The sequence below is a fragment of the Streptomyces sp. A1136 genome, assembly GCF_004795055.1.
Classification (GTDB): Bacteria; Actinomycetota; Actinomycetes; order Streptomycetales; family Streptomycetaceae; genus Streptomyces.
Genome location: NZ_SSBJ01000071.1, coordinates 1 through 22,946 on the forward strand (window position 1 = coordinate 1; position 22,946 = coordinate 22,946).

The following is a 22,946-nucleotide window of genomic DNA, read 5'->3' on the forward strand; positions in this document are numbered from 1 at the left end:
ATCCCGTTGATCACCCGGCGGTCCTCCACCCGAGGCCGGCCCCTGACAGCACTCGGTATCAGCGGAGCCAGCAACTCCCACTCGGCATCGGTCAGTTCATGGCGACGGATCACGAAAACATGATCCATCATCGAACGATTTTTTGAAGACGGACCCTAGAGCCCCCGGCTGCCGTCGGGCAGCGACCGAGCCGTAGAGAGCGGGATTCGTCCGATCCAGCGCCGGGGCCGTCTCGGCGCCGGCGGCGCGGTCATGCCTTCCGGCCATGCATGGGCGACCGGGCCAGTGGCAAGACTTGCCGCATGCCGCAAGACCCGGGACAGCTCATCGACGCCATTACGGCAGCGGTCGCGGAGGGCGATGATCAGCGGATCGGCCTTCTCCTTGACCGGTTCAAGTACGTGGCGGAACTCCCCGACCTAATACGGCTGCGGTCCCGGCTGGGCGGCGCGCCTGTCGCGGTTCGAGGCCTTCGGTAGGCCTGCTTCCGCGTTCGACGGGTACCGGGCGTTGGCGTTCACCGCGCCTTGGACCAGGGAGCCGCAGCGGTTCTGGACGGAGTGCATGCCACTCTCTACCGCCGCTGTTTCACCAAACCTCGATCAATTCGCGCAGTCAGCCGAGAAATGGGTCACTCCGAGGAGTCGGTCCTGGAGATGGTCGCCGACTTGGCCGGTCTGGGGCTTCTCCTGCGCGAGGACAGTAGGATCCTGGCCCTCGCGCTCCCTCCTGCCGCGGCTGGCGACACCTTTCAGGGAGTCGAACGTGATCAAGTTTTACCGTCTGTGGGTGTCCGCCGCGTCCTCGAACTTCGGAGACGGGCTGCTCCGTGTCCTGCTGCCGCTCCTGGCCCTGGCCTGGGGTGCCTCCGGCTTCGAGGTGTCTGTCGTTGTCGCGTCGAGCTACCTGCCGTGGTTGTTCGGAAGCCTGCTCATCGGGGTCTTCGTCGACCGGCTGAACCGGTCCACCATCATCCGCGCGGCGAACGCCATACGCGTGCTCGCGACCTTCGCCCTCCTGGCCGTGACGGTCGCCGATCTGGCGAGCATCCCACTGCTGGTCGCGCTGGCCCTGGTGTATGGGGTCGCCGAGGTGGCCACCGACCTGAGTTCACAGAGCGCGGTCTCCCAGGTGGTCGAGAACGAGCAGCTGGAAAGCGCGTACGGGCGGATATCCGTATCCCAGGTGGTCGCGAATACGTTGGTGGGACCAGCGGTGGCCGGACTTCTGTTCGGGCGGACACAGGCCGCCGTGATCGGACTGATCTGCGCTTGCTACGTCGTCGCCGGCCTGTCGGTCCCGGCCACTCCCGACAGCGACCAGGACTCCCAGAAGCCCTGGGCTCCCCGGCAGATCTGGCGAGAATTGCGCATCGGAGTGTCGGCCGTCACCAGCCATTCCTGGTTGCGTCGCGCCGCGCTGTCGGTGGGTGTCATGAACTTCGCGTCGGGCGCCAACGCCGCACTACTGGTCACGTACGCGGTGAGTCCCGGTCCGCTCCGGCTCACCACGGGGTGAGTACGGATTGCTGCTGTCCGCCCTGGGCATCGGGTCGATGACCGGCAGTGCCGTCGCGGCCCGGGTTTCCCGGTTACTCGGGGAGTCCCACGCGGTGGCGGTCGGCGTCGGGGGACTGCTCACCACCATCGCTGCGCCCGGTCTCTCGGACAACGTGTGGGTCATCGCGCTGTTGATGACTGCAGGCAGTGTGGTGGGCACGCTCTTCGGGGTGAAGGTCATCTCCATGCGGCAGAGATCCGTGTCGAACGAACTCCTCGGCCGCGTAAATTCCGCGTTTCAGTTCGTCGGGATCGGGTCGGCGCCCCTCGGTGCGACATTCGGAGGGCTGTTGGCATCGATGGTGAGTATCCGGCCTGTGTTCCTGCTTCTGAGCGCGGTCGCCGCGCTGACCGTTTTGCTGCTCAGGCCGTGGCGCCGGGAACCGGTCTCCGTGGCGGCGTGAGCCCGCGCCACCACCGCGACCGCGGAGACCACCACGCAGCACGCCGTACCGCAGGTCCTCCCGATGGGCGTCGAGGTGTCCGCCTTGCCCGTCCAGGCGGAGGATCGTACGGGCTACCAGCGAACCAGCTTCAAGGACTGGAACGCCGGCGACATCCCGGCGGACGGCTGCAATACGAGGGCGGAGGTTCTGCTGTCCGAGGCGGTCGAGTACCCGGAGATCGGGCCCGGGTGCACGCTGACGGGTGGGGTGTGGTGGTCGTACTACGACGACACCACCGTCACCGAGGCGTCCAAGCTGGACATCGACCACATGGTCCCGCTCGCCGAGGCGTGGGATTCGGGCGCCAGTTCGTGGACGGCGAAACGGCGGGAGGCGTACGCGACCGACCAGGGCCAGCTGTCCTCGCTGGTGGCGGTGACGGCTCGCTCGAACCGGAGCAAGGCGGACCAGGACCCGGCCCAGTGGCTGCCGCCGGCGCCGGATGCCTTGTGTCGGTACGGCGCGGAGTGGACCGCGACCAAGCTCCGCTGGGGCCTGGCCGTCGGCGAGGCGGAGTGTGAGCGGCTGTTGGACATCGCGGCCGGCTGCGGCGGCACGGACGTGGAGTTCACCCCCGCTCCGTAGGCCGGGCGTTGAAGGGCTGGGGGCAGGGCCATTGGGCCTGCCCCCCAGCCCGCTGTGCCCACTACCGCTTACGCGGCGCCGGGACAGATGGCGTCCGCGGTGCCGCTGCAAGCAGGCCGCTCCGGCCGTGCCGAGGCGGGAGCGGAGAGACGACTGCAACCCCTGGAGAAACATCGTGCGACTGCGTTGGTCCCTTCCACTGCCGGGTCCGTTGTCCATCGGAGGCTCCGTCCGGCTCGCCCCAGGGCCGCAGCCGCAAGGGTGGAGCCTGTCTCATTTCAGGCATGATGACTGAGCCCGTCGGTCAGTCGATGCCTTCGATGATGCGGAAGTCGCGCTCGACGGCGTCGGAGAGGACCACCAGCGCCTTCTGGTAGGCCTCGCTCTCGTATGCCACGACGGCCTGTTCGAAGCTGTCGAACTCGATCAGTATGACGCGTTGCGTGTTTCCGGCCTCGTGGGCGACGACTCGACTGCCACGGGACAGGAGCCGCCCGCCCCCGGCCCGGACGGCCGGGCCGGCCAGCTTGTCGTAGGCAGCCAGCCTCTCAGGGTCGGCAATGGCGCGGTAGACACTGACCCAGTAGCCCTTGGCCATGGAAACCTCCTGTGTTCGGCAGGACATGTCCGACTTCGAAACATGTCCGACTTCGAATTGACGCTGAGAATGCCCGATGCCGGCGACGGAGCACCGGGGATTTGTGAGGACGTGCTGATCCGACTTGATTCGGCTCTGCCACCCGCGGCTGCTGGTTTGGGCGTCCCGGTGTCGCAATGCATGCTTCGGTGGCGACCGTCCCTGTGAGGCCCAAAGCGGTCAGTAGTAGCGAGTCCTCTCCCGTTGGCTGACGCAGGTGCGCCAGCCCCGCCCTGAAGGTGACGTTGACGGACGACGAAATCCGGCGGAGGGCCCGGCCTTGATGGTCCGTCGGAGGCCCAGTTCGGCGTGACGTCTCCTGCCGCCGGTACGCGCCGAGAGGGAAGGCCGGCGCCGCCAGAGTTCCGTGACCGCACGCGGGCGGTTCCGTCTCGGGAGTGGAGGAGCGCACTTGGAGCATGGGCTGTTTGTTCCCCCTCCTGTCTGCCGGATCGCGGTCATCCGAGAGGTAGACAGCGTGCGAGGCGCCAACCAGGGCAGGCACGAGGTGGCGCTCGCCGTCGGTGAACGGTCTGCCGGCCCGCCTACGGGGCGTTTCGTCCAGGACCGCCGTCGGACTGCCTCCGCGTCCCTCACGCAGGCACGCGTGGACGATCGTGACGGGCAGGTCGTCGTGGCCGGGGCAGGCCGGGTAGGGGGGGTGTCATCGAGTGCGGGGCGGGAAGTCCGCGAAGCGGGGGGCTCCTGGCTCGAGGTCGACGCGAGCGGTGCGCGCGGCGAAGCAGATCGCGTGGTACCACCCGCACAGCAGTAGCACGTCGAGCAGTTGCCGCTCGTCGAGCAACTCCTGCGCGGATCGCCATAGTTCGTCGTCAACGTCGCACGAGTCGTGCAGGGCGTCCACCATCCGGATGAGCATGGCATCACGGCCGGCCGTCCAGCAGGGATCGTCAGGGGAGCCGCAGGTGAGTGAGGTGACCTCGGCCGACGAGAGTTCGGCACGCTCGGCGAAGACCATTACGTGGACGCCCCACTCGTATTCACAGCCGCAGCGCGCGCAGGTGCGCAGGATGACGACCTCCCGCTCGCGGAGTGTCAGAGTCAGGCTGCGGCCGAGTTCGTACGTGCCCCAGTCGCTCATCGCGACGGTCATCGGCAAATTCTTGGCGAACGTCCGGAACAGGCCGATGGGAGGCATTCCGGCGGGCATCATCGTGGCGAGTTGCGCCTCCACGTCCGGCGTGAATGGCGGTTCTAGCGCCGGGATGCGAGCCATGACCCCTCCAGGTGATTCGGATTCAGAAGCACCGTAGCGATTCGGTTTTCGAAGCGCCAGAGCTGGTGCTTCACGGGATCGGTTTTTGGCCGTCCTCGCCCAGGGTCGAGGCCCACGTGTCGGACCAACGGGCGAGCGGGCGCAATGCCTGGTGGGCGCTGCGACCCAGATCGGTGAGCGTGTAGGTCGTGTCCGCCCGCTGGGCGACGAGGTGGGCGTCGACAAGCTCGGTCAGCCGTTGCCGCAGGACGCTGGAGGACATGTTGTCGCAGCGCTGTTGCAGCGCGCGGAACCCGACCGGCCCGTGCTGCAGCTCCCAGACGATGCGCAGGTTCCAGCGGCGGCCGAACAGGTCGAGAGCGGCCATGAGGGGTCGCCCGGTACTCGATCCGCGTACCGGCCGGCCCGGCCTGGGCATCGTCATCGCCTGCGCCACCCCTCTTGATGCTTCGATCTCCGATACGGTACCGTCCCGCCTCTATTGATTCTATTTCCGAAGCGACAGAGATGGCGTCGTGAGGCGTTAATGCACTGCGCTGTGCGCCGAAGTGGGCATCGATCTGCCGATCTGGCCGGCACCGGCCGTACACCCGGTCGGCCGACGACCGGGGACTCCTTCGGCTTTTCCCCCGCGCAGCGGGCCGCCCTCCGCCACCGGCGACCCGCATCCGGCAACGGCGATCTCGCCGTCGGCGACCTGGTCCTCTGCGCACGCAAGCGCGCTCCGGCCGACGGCCGATCCCCCCGGCCTTCGCCGGAAAGCCACAAGAGAGCTGCGGAGGAACTACGGGAGTAACCACAGAAGCGTGGTCTGTGTGGAGCTCTGCACTATCGGGACGCCCTTGATCCGCCGTATCCCCGGCACCCGGCTCGGGGCGACGGAGCAGGTCAACTGCACGCCGTGCAGGGCCACGGTGCGACCGCAGCAGGGAAGCGAGGCCTTCGGGGTCGCGCTTCCAGTAGCGGAGGGCTTCGGTGATGTCGAGGTGCGCGGCGTCCGGGGGAATCGCCTGCACGCGCGGGGTGATGTCTTGGGTGAGGGCGAGGAGCTGCTCGTACAGGTCGGGGTGGGCGTCGTGCGGGAGGTGGAAGTGGGCGTGGAGGATTCGGGGCTGCTTCATGTCGCTCACCGGGGGCTTCCGGGGCTGGTGTAGCCGAGGGCTGTTAGGTCTGCGGAGCGGGTGCCGGCGGGCTGCAGGTCGGCGTAGGGGTGTAGGCGGCGCCGGTGGTCCCGTTGGCCAGGGTCCTCCGCTCTGGGACCAGGCTTTGGGCGGGGGTGGGCGCGAGTTCGCTTTGGTCGAGCAACCGTAGGACGGCTTCGGGTCCGTGGTCGCGGCGTGCGGCAGCGAGTTCTTCCAGGTCCCACCCCATCTGGCCCACGACGGTCCGTCGCGGGCCGCGGGCCTCCACCGTGCCGCGCACGAGCAGCAGGCGCGCGGTGGAAGACGGTGTGGGCGGCGGCGTCGTGGCTGTCCTCGCAGAACGCAAGGTCCTCGAGGCCGGAGCCGTCTTCTGGGGTCACGAAGATGATCCGCTTGCCTGAGGGGATCGGGGGCGTCTGCGTGGACGTGCGGACCCAGGCGACCAGCACCCTCTGCCCTGGGTGCATGGTCTTCGATCTCGCGCAACAGTCGGTGGTGGTGGGTCATCAGGTGCTGCGATACGTCGATTTTCAGGACGTTGATCTCGGCGTTGAGGGCTTCGCGGCTGGTCATCTCCGGCAGCCCGGCCGGTTCGGCGGTGACGAGTTCGCCGCCGAGGGGGAGCTGCCCGTCGGCGGGACGGGCGCGGGTGTGGGCGTGGAGTTCGGCGGCCTGGAGGAGGAGGTCGCGGCGGGTGATGGGCCGCGGAGCGGGTCGAGGGAGCCGATCTGGATGAGGTGCTCGGCGATGGGCAGGGCGGGGCGGGCGCGTTGCCAGAAGTCCTGGAGGCTGTTGTAGGGCCGGCCGGCGGCGATGCGGGCGACCTGGTCTTCGCTGATACCTTCACCGAGGGCAGCGACAGCCGCGCCCCCCACACCCGCCCGGCTGGTCTGCTCGGTGCGGTGGTAGGCGGCGGAGCGGTTGATGTCGACGGTGAGGACGGGCACGTCGGGGCGGCGGGCGTCGGAGACGATGACCCGCGGCGGCCACATGCCCGGGTCGTTTCCAACGGACCTGCGCAGAGGGCGGCCGGTGGTGGGCCTTGAGCCACGCAGACTGCAGGGCAGGTACGGCGAACGCGACGGCGTGCGCGCGGCAGAAGCCGTACGCTCCGAAGCCCCTGATGACCTCCCACACCTCGTCCAGCACAGCTGGCGGGTAGCCGCAGCCGCCGGCCTCGCGCCGGAACCAGCCCTAGGTGTTCTGCCGGACGGATCCACTGGACCCACCGCCCGTCCGGAGTGCCGACCTGATGAGGAGATCGGAGCGTTCGTTCTCCTCCACGCTCCGGGTCAGGCTCTGACATGAACAGCCAGTCCATCTGGACCTGTCCCTTCGAGCGGCGGTGTCCGGCACGCGCACTGTGCGGGGCTCCGCCGCCCCGGAGTGACAGCCGAGTTCCGGCCCCTGTCCGCCGTGGTGAAGACCGGCGTGCGCCTGCGTGACCGGGCGCCTCCGGCTGAGATCAGCTGGGCGGATTGCGGGTCTGCTGGGTCTATTCCGACGCGGGCGCAGGGGTGGTGGAGGTGCTGGTCCAGCTGGCGAGTATGCCGAGTGCTTCGGCGGAGGGGGAGGAGGGTTCGGGGGCGTAGATGGCGAGGCTCTGTTCGGGGTCGTCTTCGGCTGCGAGGACGACGTAGTCGAGGGTGAGGTCGCCGACGAGCGGGTGGTGCAAGCGTTTGGTGCCCGTGGTGTGTGCGCGGACGTCTTGGTCGGCCCCGAGCCGGCGGAAGGTGTCGCTGTGCAGGGAAAGCTCACCGATCACCTCGGTGAGCTGCGGGTCGTCGGAGTGGCGTCCGGCGTACAGGCGCAGGCCGGTCACTGTGTCCCCAGCCACCCGTTCCCAGTCGGTGTAGAGGCTGAGGGCGGCCTTGCCGAGGAAGACGAAGCGGGCGAAATTCCGGTCGCAGTGCGGGCGGGAGGCGAAGTCCGCGAACAGGGCGTAGCCGGGCGGGTTGGCGGCCAGGACGTCCAGGGGCCGGCCCTGGACGACGGCCGGGACGGTGAGTGCGTCCAGGGCCCGGTAGAGGGCGGGGCGGACTCGTTGCGGGGCGAGAGGTCGCTTGCGGCGGGCCCGGGCAGTGGTGGTGGGCTGGGCGAGTTCGGTGTTCCAGGTGCAGGGCGCGGGCGACGGCGTCCAGGACGGCTTCGGAGACGCCCTGGGTGCGGCCTCGATCCAGGCGGATGTAGTAGTCGACGCTGACTCCGGCGAGCTGGGCGACTTCCTCGCGGCGCAGGCCCGGAACGCGGCGGGTCCCGGCGGTTGCGCAGGAACTCGCGGATCTCGCTGCTGCGGTCCATGCATTCACCGTACGGCGCGCCCGTGGATCTGTCGGGCAGCCAAGGGGTACTGCTGGACCCCTGGACGAACGAGCCCCTGTACGGGCCTCTGCGGCGGGTCGGCGGGTGGTTTGCTGGATAGCGGGCCTGCTGCTGCACCGCACCGATCATGGCACTGGCAGGCCGACGGGCCCCCTCACCTGTGTGACACCGCCTGCCCCGCAACCACAGAAGGAGAAGCCAACGGCTTCGAAACTGATCGGCACCGTTGCCCTCGTCACTGGTGCGAGCAGCGGTATCGGCGCCGACACCGCCCGCCGGCTCGCCGAGCAGGGCGCCGCGGTCGCTCTCGTGGCCCGCCGGAGAAGGTCACCGCCCTGATCGAGGCCAAGCAGGCCGGCAACACCGTCGAGAAGGCCGAACCGGCTGCCGCGCCCACCGGCGCCGTCGACCTCATGGAAGCCCTGCGGGCAAGCGTCGAGCGAGCCAAGAGTCCCAAGGCCACCGGTGGCAAAGCCACCGCGTCCGGCAAGGTCACCGCTTCGGGCAAGGCCGGCGAGAAGAAGCACGGGGCGAAGAGGCGGATCCGCTCCGCCGAAAGAGGATGTGAGCGGCCTGTCGAAGGCCGACCTCTACAAGAGGGCGCCCGCCGCCGACATCCGGGGACGCTCGCACATGACCCGCGACGACCTGGTGAAGGCACTGTCCTCATCCCGGTCGTGAGCAGGGAGGGAGTGGAAGGGCGTGACGTTGCGGCCGCCGGTGGAGCCGATGTTGGCGCAGGTTGTGGAGTCGGTGCCTGGCTCCGGCCTGCTGGGCGAGCTGGCCTTTGAGCAGAAGTTCGACGGTTACCGGGCGCTGCTGTTCACCCCGACCGGGCCGGGTGACCGGCTGTTGGTGCAGACCCCGCGCCGGACGCTGATCCAGGACCGCTTCCCCGACCTCGTCACCGCCGCCAGGCAGCTGCCGGACGGCTTGGTGCTCGACGGTGAACTGGTCGGTCTGGGACACCGCGGCCAGCGGGCTGTCGTTCGAGGGGCTGCAATGCCGCACGGCCGCCCGCGGGCGAGCCGCGCGTGAGCTCGCCGGGTCCCTGCCAGCGTTCTTCATCGCCTTCGACGTCCTCCAGGAGAACGGTGTCGAGTTGCTGCGCCATCCGTATCGGCAGCGCCGACTCCGGCTGGAAGCCTTGTTCACCGGCCATAGGCTCAAGTCATCGTGGACGTTGTGCCCCATGACCACGGACCTGATCACAGCGCAGAAGTGGCTGGATACCTGGACCGATGTCCCCGGCCTCGAAGGCATCGTGGTCAAAGCCATGAACCAGCTCTACCAGCCGGGATACAGAAGCTGGCACAAAAGGCGGCGGGACACCACGGAAGCGATCATCGGCGCGATCACCGGCACCCTGCTTCGACCACAGCTCCTCCTCCTGGGCCGCCACGACACCCACGACCGCCTACGCCCGATCGGCCGCACCGCACCCCTGCGCCCGGAAGCGGCCCACCTGGTCGGCGAGAATCTGAGCGCGGCGGACCCCGACCGCCCGTGGACGGGTATGCGGTTCGCCTCGGCGTGGGGCAGCCGCGACGTCCTGGAGGTGACCCTTGTCCGCCCCGAGCCGGTCGCCGAGATCAGCGCCTACACCGCCGTCGACCACGGCGGCATCTACCGCCACCCGGGCCGCTTCAAACGCCTGCGCCCAGACCTCACGACGCGCGACGTACCCCGGTTCGGGGCGAATCGCGACACAATTGCGGGCTGAGGAAGCAGATCGGTCCTCGTCCGCACGGGCAGCTCAACTCGCCTCGGCAAGGAGCTGCTGTCGCGTCGAGCCGGTCAGGCGTGCTCGTCCGATGGCTGCTGGGCAGGTTGGACCGACCAGCTGGGTGGCTCGTCGTTGTCTGAGTTCTCGTCGCGCTCCGCGTCGGCGGATGTCGTATGAATCTTGCCCGAGGCGTGGTGGACCGGCGCGTATACGGCATAGAGCTGTAGGGTCTCGTCACCGATGTTGGTGACGTTGTGCCACGTGCCGGCGGGTACGAAGATTGCCCAGCCATCCTCGACCTCCCGGTCGTAGTCGAGTCGATCCTTCGTGTGGCCCATCTGGACGCGGCCCCGGCCCGCGTCGAGTCGTAGGAATTGGTCGGTCTCCGGGTGGGCCTCCAAGCCGATGTCGTCGCCTACCGGGATCGACATGAGGGTCAATTGCAGGTACTTCCCGGACCAGGCGACCGCGCGATAGTTCGTGTTCTCGAGCGTCGCCTTCTCAAGGTCGAAGCTCTGGGGTTCCGGCCCGATGTCCTTGATGGTCATATTTCTCTCCCGGTCAATGAAGGCGGTAGGCATTCGCGTTGTTGCGCAGGCCCGCGTCAGCGTTGTCAGAGCCCTGGGCTCTTCTGGTCACGAGCACGTGAGCCGCTGCCGCACAAGCGGCCGTCACCCTTTGCCACATTTCTCCGTGCGTCCGGTCGTGTGGCCGACCGAGTTCGTGCAGTCGATGACAGTCTCGCCCGCCAAGCGTCGGCGCGACACCTCCGGCCCGTATTGTGCATCTCTTCCGCCAGGCAATTCGCGGCTTCGGTGATGGTGGCGTTGATTTCGCCAACCGGGCCCGCAGGCATCGTGGCATCGCGCATGCCAGCAGGCTGGGGGTGCAGCGGCGCAGCACAGTCGGTGCCCAAAGCACCCGATAGGCCGTCCCTTGGCGGAGCGAGCCCGGTCCGTCTGCGACCTGCGGGGACAGCCGCAGACGGAGCCAGGGCCTCGGTCAGGGGGCGGGCTCGTAGGCGACGGTGGTGGGGCAGTCCTCGGCGAGCCCGAGGAGGGCATGGCGCTCGTTCTCGTCGACGGCCAGGCCCCAGCGGAGCTTGGTTGCGACCCAGGTCGCGGCGTAGGTGCAGTGGTAGGAGCCGTCCGAGGGCAGCCACTCGGCCGGATCCTTGTCCGCCTTTGATCGGTTGGAGGCGGCAGACACCGCGATCAGGGTGTCCGGCGACCCCTGGTCGTTCGCGTACGCCTACCGGCGGCCCGCCGACCACGGCACCTGCTCGAAGTCGTACACCTCAGCGAGGGGGACGAAGTGGTCGAAATCAAGCCGGGCCGCGTCCGTTACCACGACGTTGTCGCACGCGGAGCGCCAGGATCCGCCGATCAGCTTGCAGCCGGCCGCCACCTGCGGCGCCTCGACGGCCTCGACGGCCTCGGAGAGGATGACTTCCTTGCGGGTGTCGCAGCCGTCGGTGGCGTTCAGCCCGCGGTTCCGTGCTTGTAGAGGTCTCGCTTGTAGCCCTCGCGGTGCTCGACGGCGACGGGCAGCCGGCCGATCGCCTCGAACAGCGGCAGCGGGGCACGCGCCCCGGCCGGATCCGCCGCAGCCGAGGGGGCGGCGTGCGCGACGGGGGCGGTGGCGAGGAGGGGAAGGGCGCAGAGGGCGACCGCGGGCAGACCGCGCAGCATCAGATTCTTGATCACACAGACGGGTGTAGCGGGCCGCAATGTGCCCAGAACACAATCGCAGCTGCCAACTCACCCGTGCGGGTGGCCGCCTTCACCGCAGAAACGCGCCTGCACCCCCCGCGCGGTGCGGCGGACGGTCGGGCAGGTCTTGGACCTGGGGCCTAGCGTCCGAAGTGCTTCTGCCACTTAGTGCGGCAGTCGACGGGGTGCCTCAGGGCAGGGTCCAGGAGGTAGATGCCGTCGTGGAACGCCTCGAATCCGACCGACTCCCACACCTTCGCGATCTTGGCCTGAGCTGCTGGGTAGCCAGGCTTGTCATTCTCGAAGTCCCCGTCGGTGGGTGTCGGCTCGCAGGCGACAGCGCAGCATCCATCGGCCAGGCGGCGGATCGCCTCAGCGGCGGCGAGGGCGCCAATCCCGAATCCGCGCCACGGTGGCTCGATCCGCACCCGGTCCATGATCAGAAGGTCCCCGGCCGGCACCTCCATCCGCTCCTCGAACGCAGGTGACCAGTGCAATCCGGGCGTCATCGCATTGGCGGGGTCCCTGGTGTAGTCGCGGATCCGGACGAAACTCATCTCACCCAGCGGTATCCCGTCCTGGAAACGGCACAGACTGGCGTCGGGCGGGCACTGCGAACAGCCGTCCTCGGAGTGGTAACGCAAGATGGCAACCGACCACACCTCCAGCGTGTCCTCGAACTCAAACGGGAGCGCGTGGTGTTCGAATATGTAGCGCAAGACGATGTCGCTGCCGTCGAAGGGTAGATCACTGGCCGCCCGCCGCGGGATGTAGTCCAGGGCGACACCGTAGAGGTGGCCTGAGGCGACACGGAGGGTAACAGCCAAGTTCCCTCGCCTGGAGGACCTCTCCGTTGCGCCGGCTCGTTCCCTGACCTTCTGCAGCCCTGATCGCCTGGCGATATGCGGCCGCCTGGCACCGGCTCCCAGGGACCCAGGGACCCAGGCAGGGTCAGCGGCAACCGTCACGCTCCAAGAAATACCACCGACGTCTGCAACGGTTCCTGGCAGCAACGAGCAGCGTCACCTGCTGCTCGGAATTGTCCCAGCAGCTTCCGGCGTGGACGCGGACCGGGAGCCGGCCCGCTCCGTGCCGCGCTCGATCAGCCATGCGGGCGGCTTGGTCGACGGGCGGCCAGGCGGCGCTGCTGCTCCTCGGAGAGCCGGCGGAAGTCGTGGCGTTGTGTGGCGAGCCGGCGTCCGAAGTCCTCGCCGCGCCGGGTCACACCAGGGGTGATGGCCGTCAGCCGCGCCCCCTCGTCGAGGAGCTGGGTGAGGTAGGCGTAGTGCCGCTGCCAGTCCATCGTCCACCCCCACACCGCGGGGTTCCAGTCCTCATCGATCGCGGCCAGCGCCTTCGCCGGCCGCTCGGCGCGTACCGGGTCCTTGCCGAGTCCGCCGGGCGGACGTTGATCAGCCACTGCCCAACCGGCTTGTCCAGCGCGGTCGCGTGTCGCGGCGCGGCCAGTGTCCCGTGCAGCTCGTAGTACGCCGGCGCGGCCGCGAGGTTCTCCGCGGACCCCGAGTCGGCGGTGTCCCACACGATCCCCAGCGCATCCAGCTCGGCGGCCCGCTCACCGGTCATCTGTCCGGCCCGGAAGGTGCGGCGTTGGCCGGAAAGCCACTGCCCCACGGGGTGAGCACCTTTGGTGTGGTGAGATGTCAGTAGCTCCGACAATGTGAGGACAGGGGCGCTGCAGACTCAGACGGATTCCGCCCGCATGTAAGAGAAGACCCTGTCCAGCGCGGCGTCCTGATCCCGAGGCGCCCTGTCGGAGAATGCCGCCCAGGCCCGGTCGAGGTCGTCGCGCCGCAAGGGGCGGGGCAGTTGAGGGGTCAGCCCGATGACCATCGGAGGGACCCCCGCCTGCTCGTACGCGGCGAGCTTGTGGTGCCCGTCGAGGAGGTAACCCACCTGGCTTTCGGCGGTAGGGAACAGCATGACCAGCGCCGGCAGGTCGCCCCCGGCGCGGATGCGGTCGCGGTAGCGGCGCACCGCTCTGTGGTCGTGGGGTGGCCACGTGTCGGTGGTCACCAGCGCGAGCTCCTCGTCGGCGTACCAGCCGTGGACCTGGAGGGCGCGCGGGTGGACCACCCGCAAGTGGTGCGGAGCGACCGCGGCCGTCATCACGTACCGCCCGGAGGCGAGCAGCGACAGCAGCGGGCGCAGGCATTCCGGATCCGGTGGCTCGGCCTGGCCGGTGCGCGGATCGGGCACGAGGCCGGGGGCGCTGAGCCACTCGGTGAGGTACTTGACCTCGGAGAGCCCGGGGCCGCCCGCGCCCGCACGGGCTGCCAGCCAGCCCACGCTGCCGCAACCGTCGTTGGCTTCCAGAAACATCGGGTCGCCGGCCAGCAGGAGCAGGCTGCCGGCGTCGTCGCCTGTCACTTCGATGACGCCGAGTCCGTCGGGCACGTCGAAGGACACGGAGGGGAGAGGTGGCGGTGGTCGTCTGATCATTTGCCGATCCTATGATCGGCCGCCCGTGCCGCAGCGGACGGAAGCGACGGTACGAACACGGAAGTCGTCCGACACTGCCGAAAGTCCAATCTGCGCCAGTAACCGGGGAGCACCGCAGATGGAAGGACAGACTGGCCAGACACGGCCAAGTCCCGGACGCGAGGCGAGCCTTACTCGCGCACGGAGACTGAACAGAAGAACTTGACGGGGAACTCCACCAACGTGCACGTACACGTGGCTTCGTTGGTGTGAGATGAGAATGATTGATGCCGAGTGCGGGCAACAGATGTTGATCAAGCAGGTCGAGAAAGTTGCCGGATTCCAGGAACGGCTGGTCGGCGTGTCAGGGTGCGAGGTGGGCTGACGAGCCGGACGGATATCGTCCTGGCGTGACACAAGAGTTCGATCTTGCCGCGTCGCTGGCCAGAGGCGTCGAAGGCCGCAGTGGTGCATGGATCTTCACACAAGGCTTCGCCGCCCACTGGGTCGGCGCCGCCCTGGGAAGCAATGATGGATGGACGGAGGCCGATTTCGACGTGGCCGAGGCCACATCCTGGACCAGCTGACCGCCAAGGGGTTCAAGCCGACTCAGATCACCGAACTGTACAGCGAGCGCAGTCCCTGCCCGGCGTGTGGCCCCATGCTGGAAGACGCCCTGCCATCGGGTGCTCCGATCTCATGGTCCGTCCCTGACGGACCGGGTTCAGGCGATCTCCTTTACAGCATGATCCGCGCATTCGGGGGGAGGTCTGGGTTCAGCCGATCCGAAGAGCAGTAGCGAACGTAACAGGGGTGTGTGCTGGACCTCCTCGCGAGGTCCACCACGCCCCACCAGGAGAAATGAAGAAACATTATGACTGAGTTCGGGTTCACCCGTGCCGCCGCCGACGTGGTCGCCATTCGAATCGAGCTAGCCGACCTGGTTGTCCAGGCACTTCAGCGCGCCGGCTTGCCAGCCTTCCGCGACGGGGAGTCCGACAGCCCCGACCAGGCAGGCGCGGTCGTCTACGTCGATACCGATGCCGAGACGGCCTCGGCAGCCGTATCCGTAGGCTGGAGGTGTGCCGCCGGCCCGCTCCAAGCCGCTGTGGACGCTCTCGTCTCACGGAGTTCTCCTGATGCACGCGCCGTCCGTTATCCCGGAATGGTCGGTCTCCACATGCAAAGTGCGTTGATCAGAATCCTCTTGACGGCGGGGATCATCGCAACTCTGGAGAACGACAACATGAACCCGGACTACGTCCTGGTATTCGGTCAGGTATCCGACTTGCCACCAGCACTGCGGCCCACGTTCAGTCCCGCCGCGAGCTAACCTGCACATCTGCGAAACGGTCCGCCGGTCTTTCCGGCGGACCGTTTCGGCTGCTCTGAGCCGCACGTACGGTCCGCAGCATGCCGACCCAAATCATCGACAGCCGAAGCGGTGTTCCGGCAGGATGATCTCTCGTGCCCACAGCGGGCGTACCACTTGGAGGGGAAGAGTGGGCAGAAGGCGCCCTGCTGGTCATCACCGCGTTCCTGCTGGCGGCCGGCTGCTGGTGCTGGAGTTCTTCGGGGATCGCGATGGGGCCGGGTCAGGGTGGCGAGGTGTTCGTGGGTGCGGCGCAGGAGGCACCACGCGCCTCGGTGACCCATCGATCCGAGTCCTGCCCGTCTGGACCGACCCCGACGGACAGCATTGGCTCCACCCCACCCTCCGCACCCGCCGCACCCAACTCCCGCGCCGAGTCCGGACCGACGACCGCGCCGTGATCAGGCACCCGATGCGTCGCACCATCCCCATCCGCCAGCAGTGGATCTCCACGCACGACGGCAAGTGGCAGCCCCACCAACCATCCCTCCACTGACATCCCGACCGGCTGGACGAAAACACCGGCACTGCGAGACACCGCCCTCCTGCCTCAGAACCCCAGAACTGGCTCATTCACCAACGGTCCTCGCAAGGGGCTCTCCCGCTGGCGCTGGGCTCGAATAGCCTCGGGGTGGTGGCGTGGCGAGGGTGGCGATTCGCCACGGCTGGAGGGCTGAAGGCGTACGCGGGTTCGGCCCCGATCACCCGGGCCTCCGGCAAACGCCGCTACGTCGGACGCCGGTTCGTGAAGAACAATCGCCTCAACCACGTCGGCAACCTGTGGGCCTTCGCCTCCCTGAGTGGTTCAGCCGGCGCGGACGCCCACTACCGGCGCCGGCGGGCAGGCGGGGACTGGCACATGCAGGCTCTGCGGCATCTGTTCAATCGGATGCTCGGCCAGCTTCACCACTGCCTTCACGCGCGCAGGCTGTTCGACGAGGCGATCGTTTTCCCAGCAGACGCCACTACGGGGTCACTGGCGGGACTTCCTTCTCCGCCATAGCCATGACGAGACCCGAGCTGACGGGGCGCACATCGTTCACAAGAATGAGCCGGTTCCTGGCCCAGGTATCGAGCCGGTCGCATGCCCAGGCGGGGTCGTACGCTGCCGTGGGCAGCTGCGGTATGCGCTTTCTACCGGTCTTGTCGAGCCGATAGGGGACGTCGAAGGCCGTGTTCCAGCTGTCCAGATTCGCGGCAAACCGCTCTTCCGCCTCTGCGGGACTGATGCCCAGATACTGGGCGATCTCTGCCCAGGAGCTGCCGCGCTCGCGTTCGTAGATCACGGCCGAGGCCAGAGCGCGCTCTACGAGTTCGATGAGCTGGAATGCCTGGCTTACCCGGCCTCCGGGACCGGTGTCAGGGTCGTTCTCGGTGGCGACCAGACCGGCGGCGCCATCCGCAACGTCCGCTGCCTGATCACACAGAACGAGACGGGCAAGCGCCTGGCGGCTGAATCGGGCACGGTCGGCGTCATACGGGGTCGTCTCAGTCACCCCTACAGCCTCGCAGGCTGTATCCGCGGCGAGTACCCGATTTCCGCCGAGGACCGGACTCCGCTTGACGGCTGAACTGTATGAGGTGTCTTTGTACGCGTCAGCCGGACAAAGAGATCGATCCCCCAGCACAGCCGCCGCGCCGCCGGGCCCTTGCCGCTGGCCCGCCGGAAGTTCCGCCCGGGACAGCGATGACTTTCCCCCGTCTCCCCCCCCATAACCGAGATGTGAGTCGCCTGGCCGCCTACGGGCGTTCGCGTTACGAAAGGTCCTTCTGCTTCGGACCTCTGCGGACCTGCTGCGATTGCCTGGTCAGCGGTGGTTGGTTGCCACATGGGGGTGGATGGCCTAGCGTCCGGCTCGGACGGGCATCCGTGTGCCCGGACGTCGAACCCCGCCCTGTGCGGGGTTTTATTGTTGCCGTGCTTCCGAAGGGCCCCGACACCACTGGTGCCGGGGCCCTTCGGCGTGTCTGGAGGGATGAGCGCGTGTTTTTGAAGGTTGGTCTGCCGGAGCCCACCCTGCTCGGCCCCGCCTCGCTGTGCGGCATAGGCTCGGCCTATGGATGACTCGATATGGGTGGGGGTGCGGGAGCGGGTGCAGTCCCTCATTGCCGCGCCGGCCGGTGACCGTGTTTTTGGCGCGATCGGGCACAAGTTCTTCCTTGAGGACCCCTTGACCCAGGCAGAGCTGGCCGACCTCGAAGGTCAGATGGGTGTGTCGCTGCCCGGGGAGTACCGCGACTTCCTCCTCTGGGTGGGCGCCGGAGGTGCCGGGCCCTCGTATGGGGTGTATCCGGTACGACTCATTCATGGTCGCTGGCGGTGGGAGGGGGATGGAGCCGATCTGGCTGACCTGTCCCGTCTGGCCGAGCCTTTTCCGCGTGAAGGTGCCGATCCTGAAGCCGTCCAGTCGCTGCTGGCCGAGCACCCTGAGGAAGAGGACTACGAGGACATCGAGGACTTCGATGACGCCATTGAGGCATGGGAAGAGCGCTGGGAACCCGTGATGTGGTCGGCGGACCGTACTGTCGGCGCGGTCGTGATCTCAACGCTGGGGTGTGCCGCCCGCGAGTGGTTGATCATCAGCGGCCCGGAGCGTGGGCGAATCTGGTCCGACAACAGGGCGGATGACGAGGACCTGAAGCCGCTCCTCGATGAGCACGATGCTCCGATGACTTTCACGCGCTGGTATCTGACGTGGCTTGAGAGGGCGGAACGTCAGCTGGCACCGGTGCCCGCGGCGGACTGAGCTGCGGGCTCTGCGGAGGATGTCTCGGGCTTCCTCGTCCAGCTGTCGTTGCGGGGGCCTTTATGGGTCCAGGGCGTACGCGGCGGCCGGGGATCGGCCGGGGGTGGATGTTCTGGCGGAGCTCGTCGCGGTGCGGGGTGGGTGCCGGCGTGCAGCTGTCGCGCTCGACGTGCGGGTCCCTGTGATTTTGTGCCCCCCGACGGGTTGCGTCCCTTTCGACGGCGGGGAGGGGACGACGGCATGAAAGTGACCCCACCCTGCCCCGTCCGCAGCGCGCAGCCAGGCCGTGCGCCCTTCGGCGCCATGCGCCGTACTCGGTCACAGCGACGAGGCGGCCCGGTACGGTGGTGCCGACGGAAGGAGCACGACGTGAGCGCCATAACGGAAAACAGCCACGAGCCCGGTGTCCCGCGCACCGCGAACGCCATCGCTGCCGCTCTTGCCCCGGGGCGCAAGGGGGTGTTCCTGGAAGAGCTGCTCGCGGCCCAGGCCGGCGACGACCAGCTCGCGGTGATGGAGCGCTGGCACCTGCGCGCCACGGCCGACTCCACCCGGACCGACGCGGACCGCACCGAGGTGGCGGCCCTGCGCGCGGGCAACCGTTCCGGCGTCCGCGACTTGGACCAAGTCCTGGCGGCCCTGGCGCACAACCGGTGAGCCACGGTCTGACCGACCAGGCAGCCGCCGTCCTCGGGGCCATGGCCGACAAGGCCGGAGGTGTTCGCGGCGGTGGTACGGTTCCTGCCATTGATCACGGGCGCGCACGAGGCCGGACAGCTCCCCGAAGGCGCGAGCCCCGCGGACTCGTGGGGAGACCTTTACGACCTGCCGGTCCCGGGCGCCCCGGTACTCGTGGAGTTCTTCACGGGCGACACCGATGCGCTGACCATCACCCGCATTACGTGGATGGCCTAGGTCGTCTCTTTCGGATCTTGCCCTTCCCGCGCGGCCCGGTACCGAGCCGCTCCGCGTTGTCGGAGCGCCTGAGTGCGTCCGGTGCTCGGGCGCTCCTCCGCCTTGTGACGCGCGGCATCGGATGCTGCGGGCTTGACCGGCAAGATCCGGAAGAGACTCGCCTGGGTGTGTTGTCCCGGTCCAGGGGCACCGTCGTCGGGGGCCGCCTGTGGTGGGATGGCCCAATGATCGCCACAGTGCTCTGGGAGCGCGAACTGCACCAGCGGGGCGGCGCTTCCGCTTTCGTCGTGGGGCCGGACTGTGTCGTCCTGCACGAGCGGCACACCCGGCTGGTCTGCCTGGAGCGCACCGACGGCGCGGTGCGCTGGGACGTCCCGCTCGGTACCTGGCCGCGCGGGATCGTCCTCGTGGGGGACCGCGTGCTGGTGTTGCCGCAAGCACCGAACCTGCTGTCCTGCATCGATCTGCGGACGGGTGCGACGCTGTGGAGCGCCCCGACACCGAGGTGGACGGGGAACCTCGCGGTCCATTCGGACACGGTGGTGATAGGCGGTTGGCGCGGCTACACGCCGATGAGTGGCCTGGACCTCGCCGACGGGAGCCTCCGGTGGACGACAGGGTCGCCGGTGGCGTCCGTGCGGACTCTCGCGTGGGCCGGCGGGGTGCTGACCGGCAGCGGGTTCGAGGCGGTGCTCCTCGATCCGGCCGACGGGAGCGACCTGGCGCGGTGGCGGCTGCCGAACCCGCTCGCGGGACCCGACGCGAAGGCGTTCGTCACGGTGGATTCGCAGCGGGTGGTGGCGGTCTGTGAGGCCCCTTCACTGGTGACCTTCGGGGTCGGCGTGGACGAGCCCGTCCGCCTCGGATCCTACGATCCGTTCGTGGCGGTCGGATACGTCCACGGGTCGGTCTGGATGCTGCGGCCAGGCAGGGGGTTCCTCGCGGTGGATCCCACCGACGGGACGTCACAGTGGTCGGTCGAGAGGGATCGGCGGATGGTGGTCGACCCACTGCCGTACGCCGACGGCCTCCTGGTGGGGGACGCCAACGGCGGCATCCGGCGGTTGGGACCCGACGGCCGGACGGTAGAGGGGTGTTCTTTGCCGGGTCGTCGCCTGGACGCGCTGGCCGCCGCCGACGACGGCGGGCTGTTTTTCGCGGCGAAGGGCACCTTCGGCTCCTTCACCTTCACCCCGACGAAAGCCCGGCGGCCAACCACATCAGCAGCCAGCGCGGGGAGCCCTCTCCGTCCACGAGCCCACTCGGCAAGATCCGAAAGAGACGGCCTAGTGCTGTGGCCGCATAGGTTCGCCGGGTCGGCGGTCGTGGCGGTTGGATGTGTGGTGACATCCGATCCGACCGCTGGAGGCGCGGTGGACGAGCCCGTCCGTGTGCGGAGACTGACCGACCAGGAGGGGCAGAAGCTGCAGCAGGTCGTACGCCGGAGCAGCACGAGTTCGGTGCGTTATCGGCGGGCGATGATGCTGTTGGCCTCGGCCGGCGGGAACCGGGTACTGGTGATCGCCCAGCTGGTGCAGGCAGACGAGGACACTGCCCGGGATGTGATCCACGCGGTCAATGAGAAGGGCCTGGCCTGCCTGGACCCTCGGTGGGCGGTAGGCCGTCTCCGCCGACTCAAGTCTGGCGACGAGGACTTCGTCATCCAGACGGCCACCACCCCCCCGGTTAAGCTCGGCCAGCCCTTCACCCGCTGGTCGCTGCGCAAGCTCGTCGCCTACCTGCGCACAGTCCATGGCCGGATGATCCGCATCGGCCGCGAGGCGTTACGGTGCCTGCTCGCCCGCCGCGGCGTCACCTTCCAACGCACGAAGACCTGCAAGGAGTCCCCGGACCCCGGACGGGAGACGAAGCTGGACCGTATCGAGCACGTCCTGGACCGCTTCCCGGACCGAGTGTTCGCCTTCGATGATTTTGGCCCACTCGGGATCCGGCCCACCGGGGCCGCTGCTGGGCCGAACAGACCCGGCCTGACCGGCTGCCGGCCACCTACCACCGCACCCACGGCGTCCGGTACTTCCACGGTTACTACTCGGTGGGCGACGACTGCCTGTGGGGCGTAAACCGCCGCAAAACGGGCTCATTGCCGGTCTCCTTCATAACTACGAGATCGACGGAAGCCGGGGCGAGCTGCTGTCCGAGGTGGAGCGCCCGCACCCAAGGACTGGGGAGGACGCTCGACCTAGACAGCCAGGCGCTGGCCCGGCTAGCGATTGTTGAGGAGTTAGCAAGGGGGCCGGAAGGTTGTCCGGGGCAAAGCCTGTCGTCCCACCCAGGTCAGGCCTGCGCCGACGGTGCGCGATGCGTAGGCCGACCCGTAGGCCGAGCCGTAGGTCGACGCGGGGCCTCCATCGGTCCCAGGACTTGGCTCAAAAGGTCGAACTGAGAGCGAACGGCTGTCTGGCTTCCGTGAGAGACCGCTACAAGAACACACCTCTAGGTGAGCCGCTCTTCCGGCGCCGGGTCGTCGGGAGGCGGCGGCTGCCGCTCTCGCGCGCTCGTCCAGGCGCTGTAGAGGGCCGCGAGGGCGGCGGCGATACCAGCGATGGAGCCAGCCGGGACGTCGAGGACGGTGAGTACGACGCCGGCGGCCAAGATCGCGAGGAAGACGATCAGGTCGATGACGCGGTCGGGGCGTGGGCGTTGGCGGTTCTTATCCATGGTGACCCTTTCGGTCTGATCGGAGGAGTAGCAACGGCCCGTCGGCTGGTCATGAGACCCTGCCTGACCAGGCCAGACTCCTTCGTAATCGCGCCACGTCGGCCAGTACAAGGCCCTGGAATTTCTTAGGGCAGAGCCGCTGGTCAGAGTTTTTTCTTTGACGTGCTGGAGCCGTGGGTAGCCTCCCTGCATGCCACTACAGGGGGGCTCCGGCACCGGCTGGGAAGCTGCTGGCGCGCCGGGGAGACGACAGGGAAGGCCGCGGAGTGATCTGGACGTGGCCGGACCCGATCCGCACATGCGGGAGTTCGCCCGGGAGTTTCGATCTTTGCTGGGACCCGGCGCGTACAGGGAGTCCAGAGCCCTGATGAGCACGGCGGAGATATCCAGAGCCTGCAACGGCTACCGGCTCCCACCCATCGGCTCGTTGCGCGCGTTACTGCGGGCCAGCGCTGCCACGCCAGAGGAGATCGAGTACTGGGAGCTGCGGTGGGTCGTGGCCTACCAGCACCTGGAGGCGTCGGGAAGCCGGCTGCTGGTCCGAAGGCCCGGCGAGGCTGAGCAGGTTCGGGCCATCGCTGAGCAGCACCCCGACCGCCTCCAGGCGATCGCTGATGGGGTGCTGGAGCAGCAGGACATTACTCGCAAGCGAGCTCGACTGGCCGCCGAAAAGGAGCTGGCCAAGCTGGACCACTCCATACCCAACGCCAGGCCGAAGATCGGTTACGGTCCGGCGGCGTGCTGGGTGGACCTCACCGACTACCTGCGCCGGCTCCTGCTGCTCTTCACTGATCCCAGGAAACGGAAAAATCCCGACGGCGCCACCATGCAGGAAATCCTGGCTGGTCTGGCCAGACTGCCCGACCTCACCGGTGTGACCGGTTGGCAGCAGCTGGCTGACGACATCGCCACGGCCTACGACAAGGCGCAGCGCGACGGCTGGGAGGTGACGCTGACAGGGGCGGATACCTTGTCTATGGCTGAGGCCTACTTCGACCGATACGCCGACTTCCGCGCGGAGGCAGGCCAACGAGCCGCCCAACTGGCCCGGCAAAGCGTCTTCCTGGCCGCCAAGCCAGTGGTCTTCCCGCCCACGGCCATCGACCTCGACCGCTACGACCCGCCGCGCAGCCACTACCGACACGCCGTTCCTGTCAGCGCCGCCTGCGCCTCCGCTCTCGCCGTTCCCTGGCTGTTCACAGACGCGCCAGTGCCGTGGCTAGGGGTCGGTACGTACCCCATCATCGTCTTCTTGGGCCTGTTGGTGACCATTCGGAGGGCCAGAGCTCAGGCGCGCCCCGACTAGGGTCCGTCTTCAAAAAATCGTTCGATGGTGGATCATGTTTTCGTGATCCGTCGCCATGAACTGACCGATGCCGAGTGGGAGTTGCTGGCTCCGCTGATACCGAGTGCTGTCAGGGGCCGGCC

At 68.2% G+C, this 22,946-nt stretch carries 23 protein-coding genes and 7 pseudogenes; 17 read left to right on the forward strand and 13 right to left on the reverse strand.

Annotation, left to right across the window (positions count from 1 at the left end; genetic code table 11):
- Nucleotides 1-128, reverse strand: a pseudogene (locus tag E6R62_RS41535) (IS5/IS1182 family transposase); the annotation flags it as partial.
- Between the two features lie 637 nt (nt 129-765).
- Between E6R62_RS41535 and E6R62_RS35850 the strand changes: the two are divergent.
- The 3 genes from E6R62_RS35850 to E6R62_RS35860 all read left to right on the forward strand — a co-directional run bounded on the left by E6R62_RS35850 (nt 766) and on the right by E6R62_RS35860 (nt 2,590).
- A complete protein-coding gene (locus tag E6R62_RS35850; protein ID WP_168714290.1) occupies nt 766-1,518 on the forward strand; it encodes an MFS transporter in 753 nt (250 codons plus the stop codon).
- A gap of 7 nt (nt 1,519-1,525) precedes the next feature.
- Nucleotides 1,526-1,963, forward strand: a complete 438-nt coding sequence (locus E6R62_RS35855; RefSeq protein WP_136217655.1) for an MFS transporter — start codon at nt 1,526-1,528, stop codon at nt 1,961-1,963.
- A gap of 63 nt (nt 1,964-2,026) precedes the next feature.
- Nucleotides 2,027-2,590 carry an HNH endonuclease family protein gene (locus E6R62_RS35860; protein WP_136217656.1) on the forward strand — a complete coding sequence of 188 codons (564 nt, stop codon included), beginning with the start codon at nt 2,027-2,029 and terminating at the stop codon, nt 2,588-2,590.
- A gap of 304 nt (nt 2,591-2,894) precedes the next feature.
- Here the strand turns inward: E6R62_RS35860 and E6R62_RS35865 are convergent, their stop codons facing one another.
- The 3 genes from E6R62_RS35865 to E6R62_RS35875 all read right to left on the reverse strand — a co-directional run bounded on the left by E6R62_RS35865 (nt 2,895) and on the right by E6R62_RS35875 (nt 4,831).
- Nucleotides 2,895-3,188 carry a DUF1330 domain-containing protein gene (locus tag E6R62_RS35865; protein WP_136217657.1) on the reverse strand — a complete coding sequence of 98 codons (294 nt, stop codon included), beginning with the start codon at nt 3,186-3,188 and terminating at the stop codon, nt 2,895-2,897.
- Nucleotides 3,189-3,891: 703 nt separating this feature from the next.
- Nucleotides 3,892-4,464 (reverse strand): carboxymuconolactone decarboxylase family protein, encoded by a 573-nt coding sequence (locus tag E6R62_RS35870; RefSeq protein ID WP_240802093.1) that lies wholly within the window; start codon nt 4,462-4,464, stop codon nt 3,892-3,894.
- Nucleotides 4,465-4,534: 70 nt separating this feature from the next.
- Entirely contained in the window at nt 4,535-4,831 is a 297-nt protein-coding gene (locus E6R62_RS35875; RefSeq protein WP_206308953.1) for a helix-turn-helix domain-containing protein, read from the reverse strand.
- A 448-nt stretch (nt 4,832-5,279) separates the two neighbouring features.
- Here E6R62_RS35875 and E6R62_RS40040 point away from each other — a divergent pair, with 448 nt between their 5' ends.
- The gene (locus E6R62_RS40040) at nt 5,280-5,618 is read left to right on the forward strand and encodes a hypothetical protein (protein ID WP_168714291.1); all 339 of its coding nucleotides are present in this window, start codon (nt 5,280-5,282) and stop codon (nt 5,616-5,618) included.
- On the opposite strand, the pseudogene E6R62_RS35890 reads toward E6R62_RS40040, so the two are convergent.
- Together E6R62_RS35890 and E6R62_RS35900 are read right to left on the reverse strand one after the other, a co-directional pair.
- A pseudogene (locus tag E6R62_RS35890) lies at nt 5,591-6,797 on the reverse strand (DNA polymerase III subunit alpha); the annotation flags it as partial. The gene E6R62_RS40040 and the pseudogene E6R62_RS35890 sit on opposite strands and share 28 nt — an antisense overlap.
- Before the next feature lie 304 nt (nt 6,798-7,101).
- Nucleotides 7,102-7,911 (reverse strand): hypothetical protein, encoded by an 810-nt coding sequence (locus E6R62_RS35900; protein ID WP_368773884.1) that lies wholly within the window; start codon nt 7,909-7,911, stop codon nt 7,102-7,104.
- Between the two features lie 179 nt (nt 7,912-8,090).
- Between E6R62_RS35900 and E6R62_RS35905 the strand changes: the two are divergent.
- The 3 genes and pseudogenes from E6R62_RS35905 to E6R62_RS35910 all read left to right on the forward strand — a co-directional run.
- Nucleotides 8,091-8,249: pseudogene (locus E6R62_RS35905) on the forward strand (SDR family NAD(P)-dependent oxidoreductase); the annotation flags it as partial.
- A 381-nt stretch (nt 8,250-8,630) separates the two neighbouring features.
- A complete protein-coding gene (locus E6R62_RS41545; protein ID WP_240802094.1) occupies nt 8,631-8,966 on the forward strand; it encodes a hypothetical protein in 336 nt (111 codons plus the stop codon).
- Entirely contained in the window at nt 8,875-9,651 is a 777-nt protein-coding gene (locus E6R62_RS35910) for an ATP-dependent DNA ligase (protein WP_240802095.1), read from the forward strand. Before E6R62_RS41545 ends, E6R62_RS35910 begins: the two co-directional genes overlap by 92 nt.
- Before the next feature lie 74 nt (nt 9,652-9,725).
- Here E6R62_RS35910 and E6R62_RS35915 read toward each other — a convergent pair whose 3' ends face one another.
- The 5 genes and pseudogenes from E6R62_RS35915 to E6R62_RS35940 all read right to left on the reverse strand — a co-directional run bounded on the left by E6R62_RS35915 (nt 9,726) and on the right by E6R62_RS35940 (nt 13,826).
- Nucleotides 9,726-10,202 carry a cupin domain-containing protein gene (locus E6R62_RS35915; protein ID WP_136217660.1) on the reverse strand — a complete coding sequence of 159 codons (477 nt, stop codon included), beginning with the start codon at nt 10,200-10,202 and terminating at the stop codon, nt 9,726-9,728.
- Nucleotides 10,203-10,656: 454 nt separating this feature from the next.
- Nucleotides 10,657-11,345, reverse strand: a pseudogene (locus E6R62_RS35920) (DUF1524 domain-containing protein).
- Between the two features lie 161 nt (nt 11,346-11,506).
- Complete coding sequence (locus tag E6R62_RS35925) at nt 11,507-12,193, reverse strand: hypothetical protein (protein WP_136217661.1); 687 nt, start codon at nt 12,191-12,193, stop codon at nt 11,507-11,509.
- Nucleotides 12,194-12,468: 275 nt separating this feature from the next.
- Nucleotides 12,469-12,786, reverse strand: a complete 318-nt coding sequence (locus E6R62_RS41550; protein WP_240802096.1) for a helicase associated domain-containing protein — start codon at nt 12,784-12,786, stop codon at nt 12,469-12,471.
- A 281-nt stretch (nt 12,787-13,067) separates the two neighbouring features.
- Nucleotides 13,068-13,826, reverse strand: coding sequence for a hypothetical protein (locus tag E6R62_RS35940; RefSeq protein ID WP_136217664.1), 759 nt, complete (start codon nt 13,824-13,826; stop codon nt 13,068-13,070).
- Between the two features lie 389 nt (nt 13,827-14,215).
- Here E6R62_RS35940 and E6R62_RS35945 point away from each other — a divergent pair, with 389 nt between their 5' ends.
- From E6R62_RS35945 to E6R62_RS35960, 4 genes and pseudogenes are all read left to right on the forward strand, one after another.
- Complete coding sequence (locus E6R62_RS35945; protein ID WP_240802097.1) at nt 14,216-14,392, forward strand: hypothetical protein; 177 nt, start codon at nt 14,216-14,218, stop codon at nt 14,390-14,392.
- Nucleotides 14,341-14,604, forward strand: coding sequence for a nucleic acid/nucleotide deaminase domain-containing protein (locus E6R62_RS42335; RefSeq protein ID WP_136217665.1), 264 nt, complete (start codon nt 14,341-14,343; stop codon nt 14,602-14,604). The genes E6R62_RS35945 and E6R62_RS42335 overlap by 52 nt, the downstream gene beginning before the upstream one ends.
- A 75-nt stretch (nt 14,605-14,679) precedes the next feature.
- The gene (locus tag E6R62_RS35955) at nt 14,680-15,138 is read left to right on the forward strand and encodes a hypothetical protein (protein WP_136217666.1); all 459 of its coding nucleotides are present in this window, start codon (nt 14,680-14,682) and stop codon (nt 15,136-15,138) included.
- A gap of 712 nt (nt 15,139-15,850) precedes the next feature.
- Nucleotides 15,851-16,180, forward strand: a pseudogene (locus E6R62_RS35960) (IS110 family transposase); the annotation flags it as partial.
- Here the strand turns inward: E6R62_RS35960 and E6R62_RS35965 are convergent.
- The gene (locus E6R62_RS35965; RefSeq protein WP_136217667.1) at nt 16,143-16,673 is read right to left on the reverse strand and encodes a hypothetical protein; all 531 of its coding nucleotides are present in this window, start codon (nt 16,671-16,673) and stop codon (nt 16,143-16,145) included. The pseudogene E6R62_RS35960 and the gene E6R62_RS35965 sit on opposite strands and share 38 nt — an antisense overlap.
- A 561-nt stretch (nt 16,674-17,234) precedes the next feature.
- Between E6R62_RS35965 and E6R62_RS35970 the strand changes: the two genes are divergently transcribed.
- The 5 genes and pseudogenes from E6R62_RS35970 to E6R62_RS35985 all read left to right on the forward strand — a co-directional run.
- On the forward strand, nt 17,235-17,924 hold the full coding sequence (locus E6R62_RS35970) for an SMI1/KNR4 family protein (RefSeq protein WP_136217668.1): 690 nt from the start codon (nt 17,235-17,237) through the stop codon (nt 17,922-17,924).
- 369 nt (nt 17,925-18,293) lie between these two features.
- Nucleotides 18,294-18,581: a hypothetical protein gene (locus E6R62_RS35975; protein WP_136217669.1), complete on the forward strand. Its 288-nt coding sequence runs from the start codon at nt 18,294-18,296 to the stop codon at nt 18,579-18,581.
- A gap of 60 nt (nt 18,582-18,641) precedes the next feature.
- The gene (locus E6R62_RS41555) at nt 18,642-18,839 is read left to right on the forward strand and encodes a hypothetical protein (protein WP_240802098.1); all 198 of its coding nucleotides are present in this window, start codon (nt 18,642-18,644) and stop codon (nt 18,837-18,839) included.
- Nucleotides 18,840-19,063: 224 nt separating this feature from the next.
- A pseudogene (locus E6R62_RS41560) lies at nt 19,064-19,444 on the forward strand (PQQ-binding-like beta-propeller repeat protein); the annotation flags it as partial.
- Nucleotides 19,445-20,212: 768 nt separating this feature from the next.
- A pseudogene (locus E6R62_RS35985) lies at nt 20,213-20,940 on the forward strand (transposase); the annotation flags it as partial.
- 353 nt (nt 20,941-21,293) lie between these two features.
- On the opposite strand, the gene E6R62_RS35990 reads toward E6R62_RS35985, so the two are convergent.
- Nucleotides 21,294-21,518: a hypothetical protein gene (locus E6R62_RS35990; RefSeq protein WP_136217670.1), complete on the reverse strand. Its 225-nt coding sequence runs from the start codon at nt 21,516-21,518 to the stop codon at nt 21,294-21,296.
- A 367-nt stretch (nt 21,519-21,885) separates the two neighbouring features.
- On the opposite strand from E6R62_RS35990, the gene E6R62_RS35995 reads away from it, so the two are divergent.
- Nucleotides 21,886-22,824: a hypothetical protein gene (locus tag E6R62_RS35995; RefSeq protein WP_136217671.1), complete on the forward strand. Its 939-nt coding sequence runs from the start codon at nt 21,886-21,888 to the stop codon at nt 22,822-22,824.
- Nucleotides 22,825-22,946: the final 122 nt, after the last annotated feature.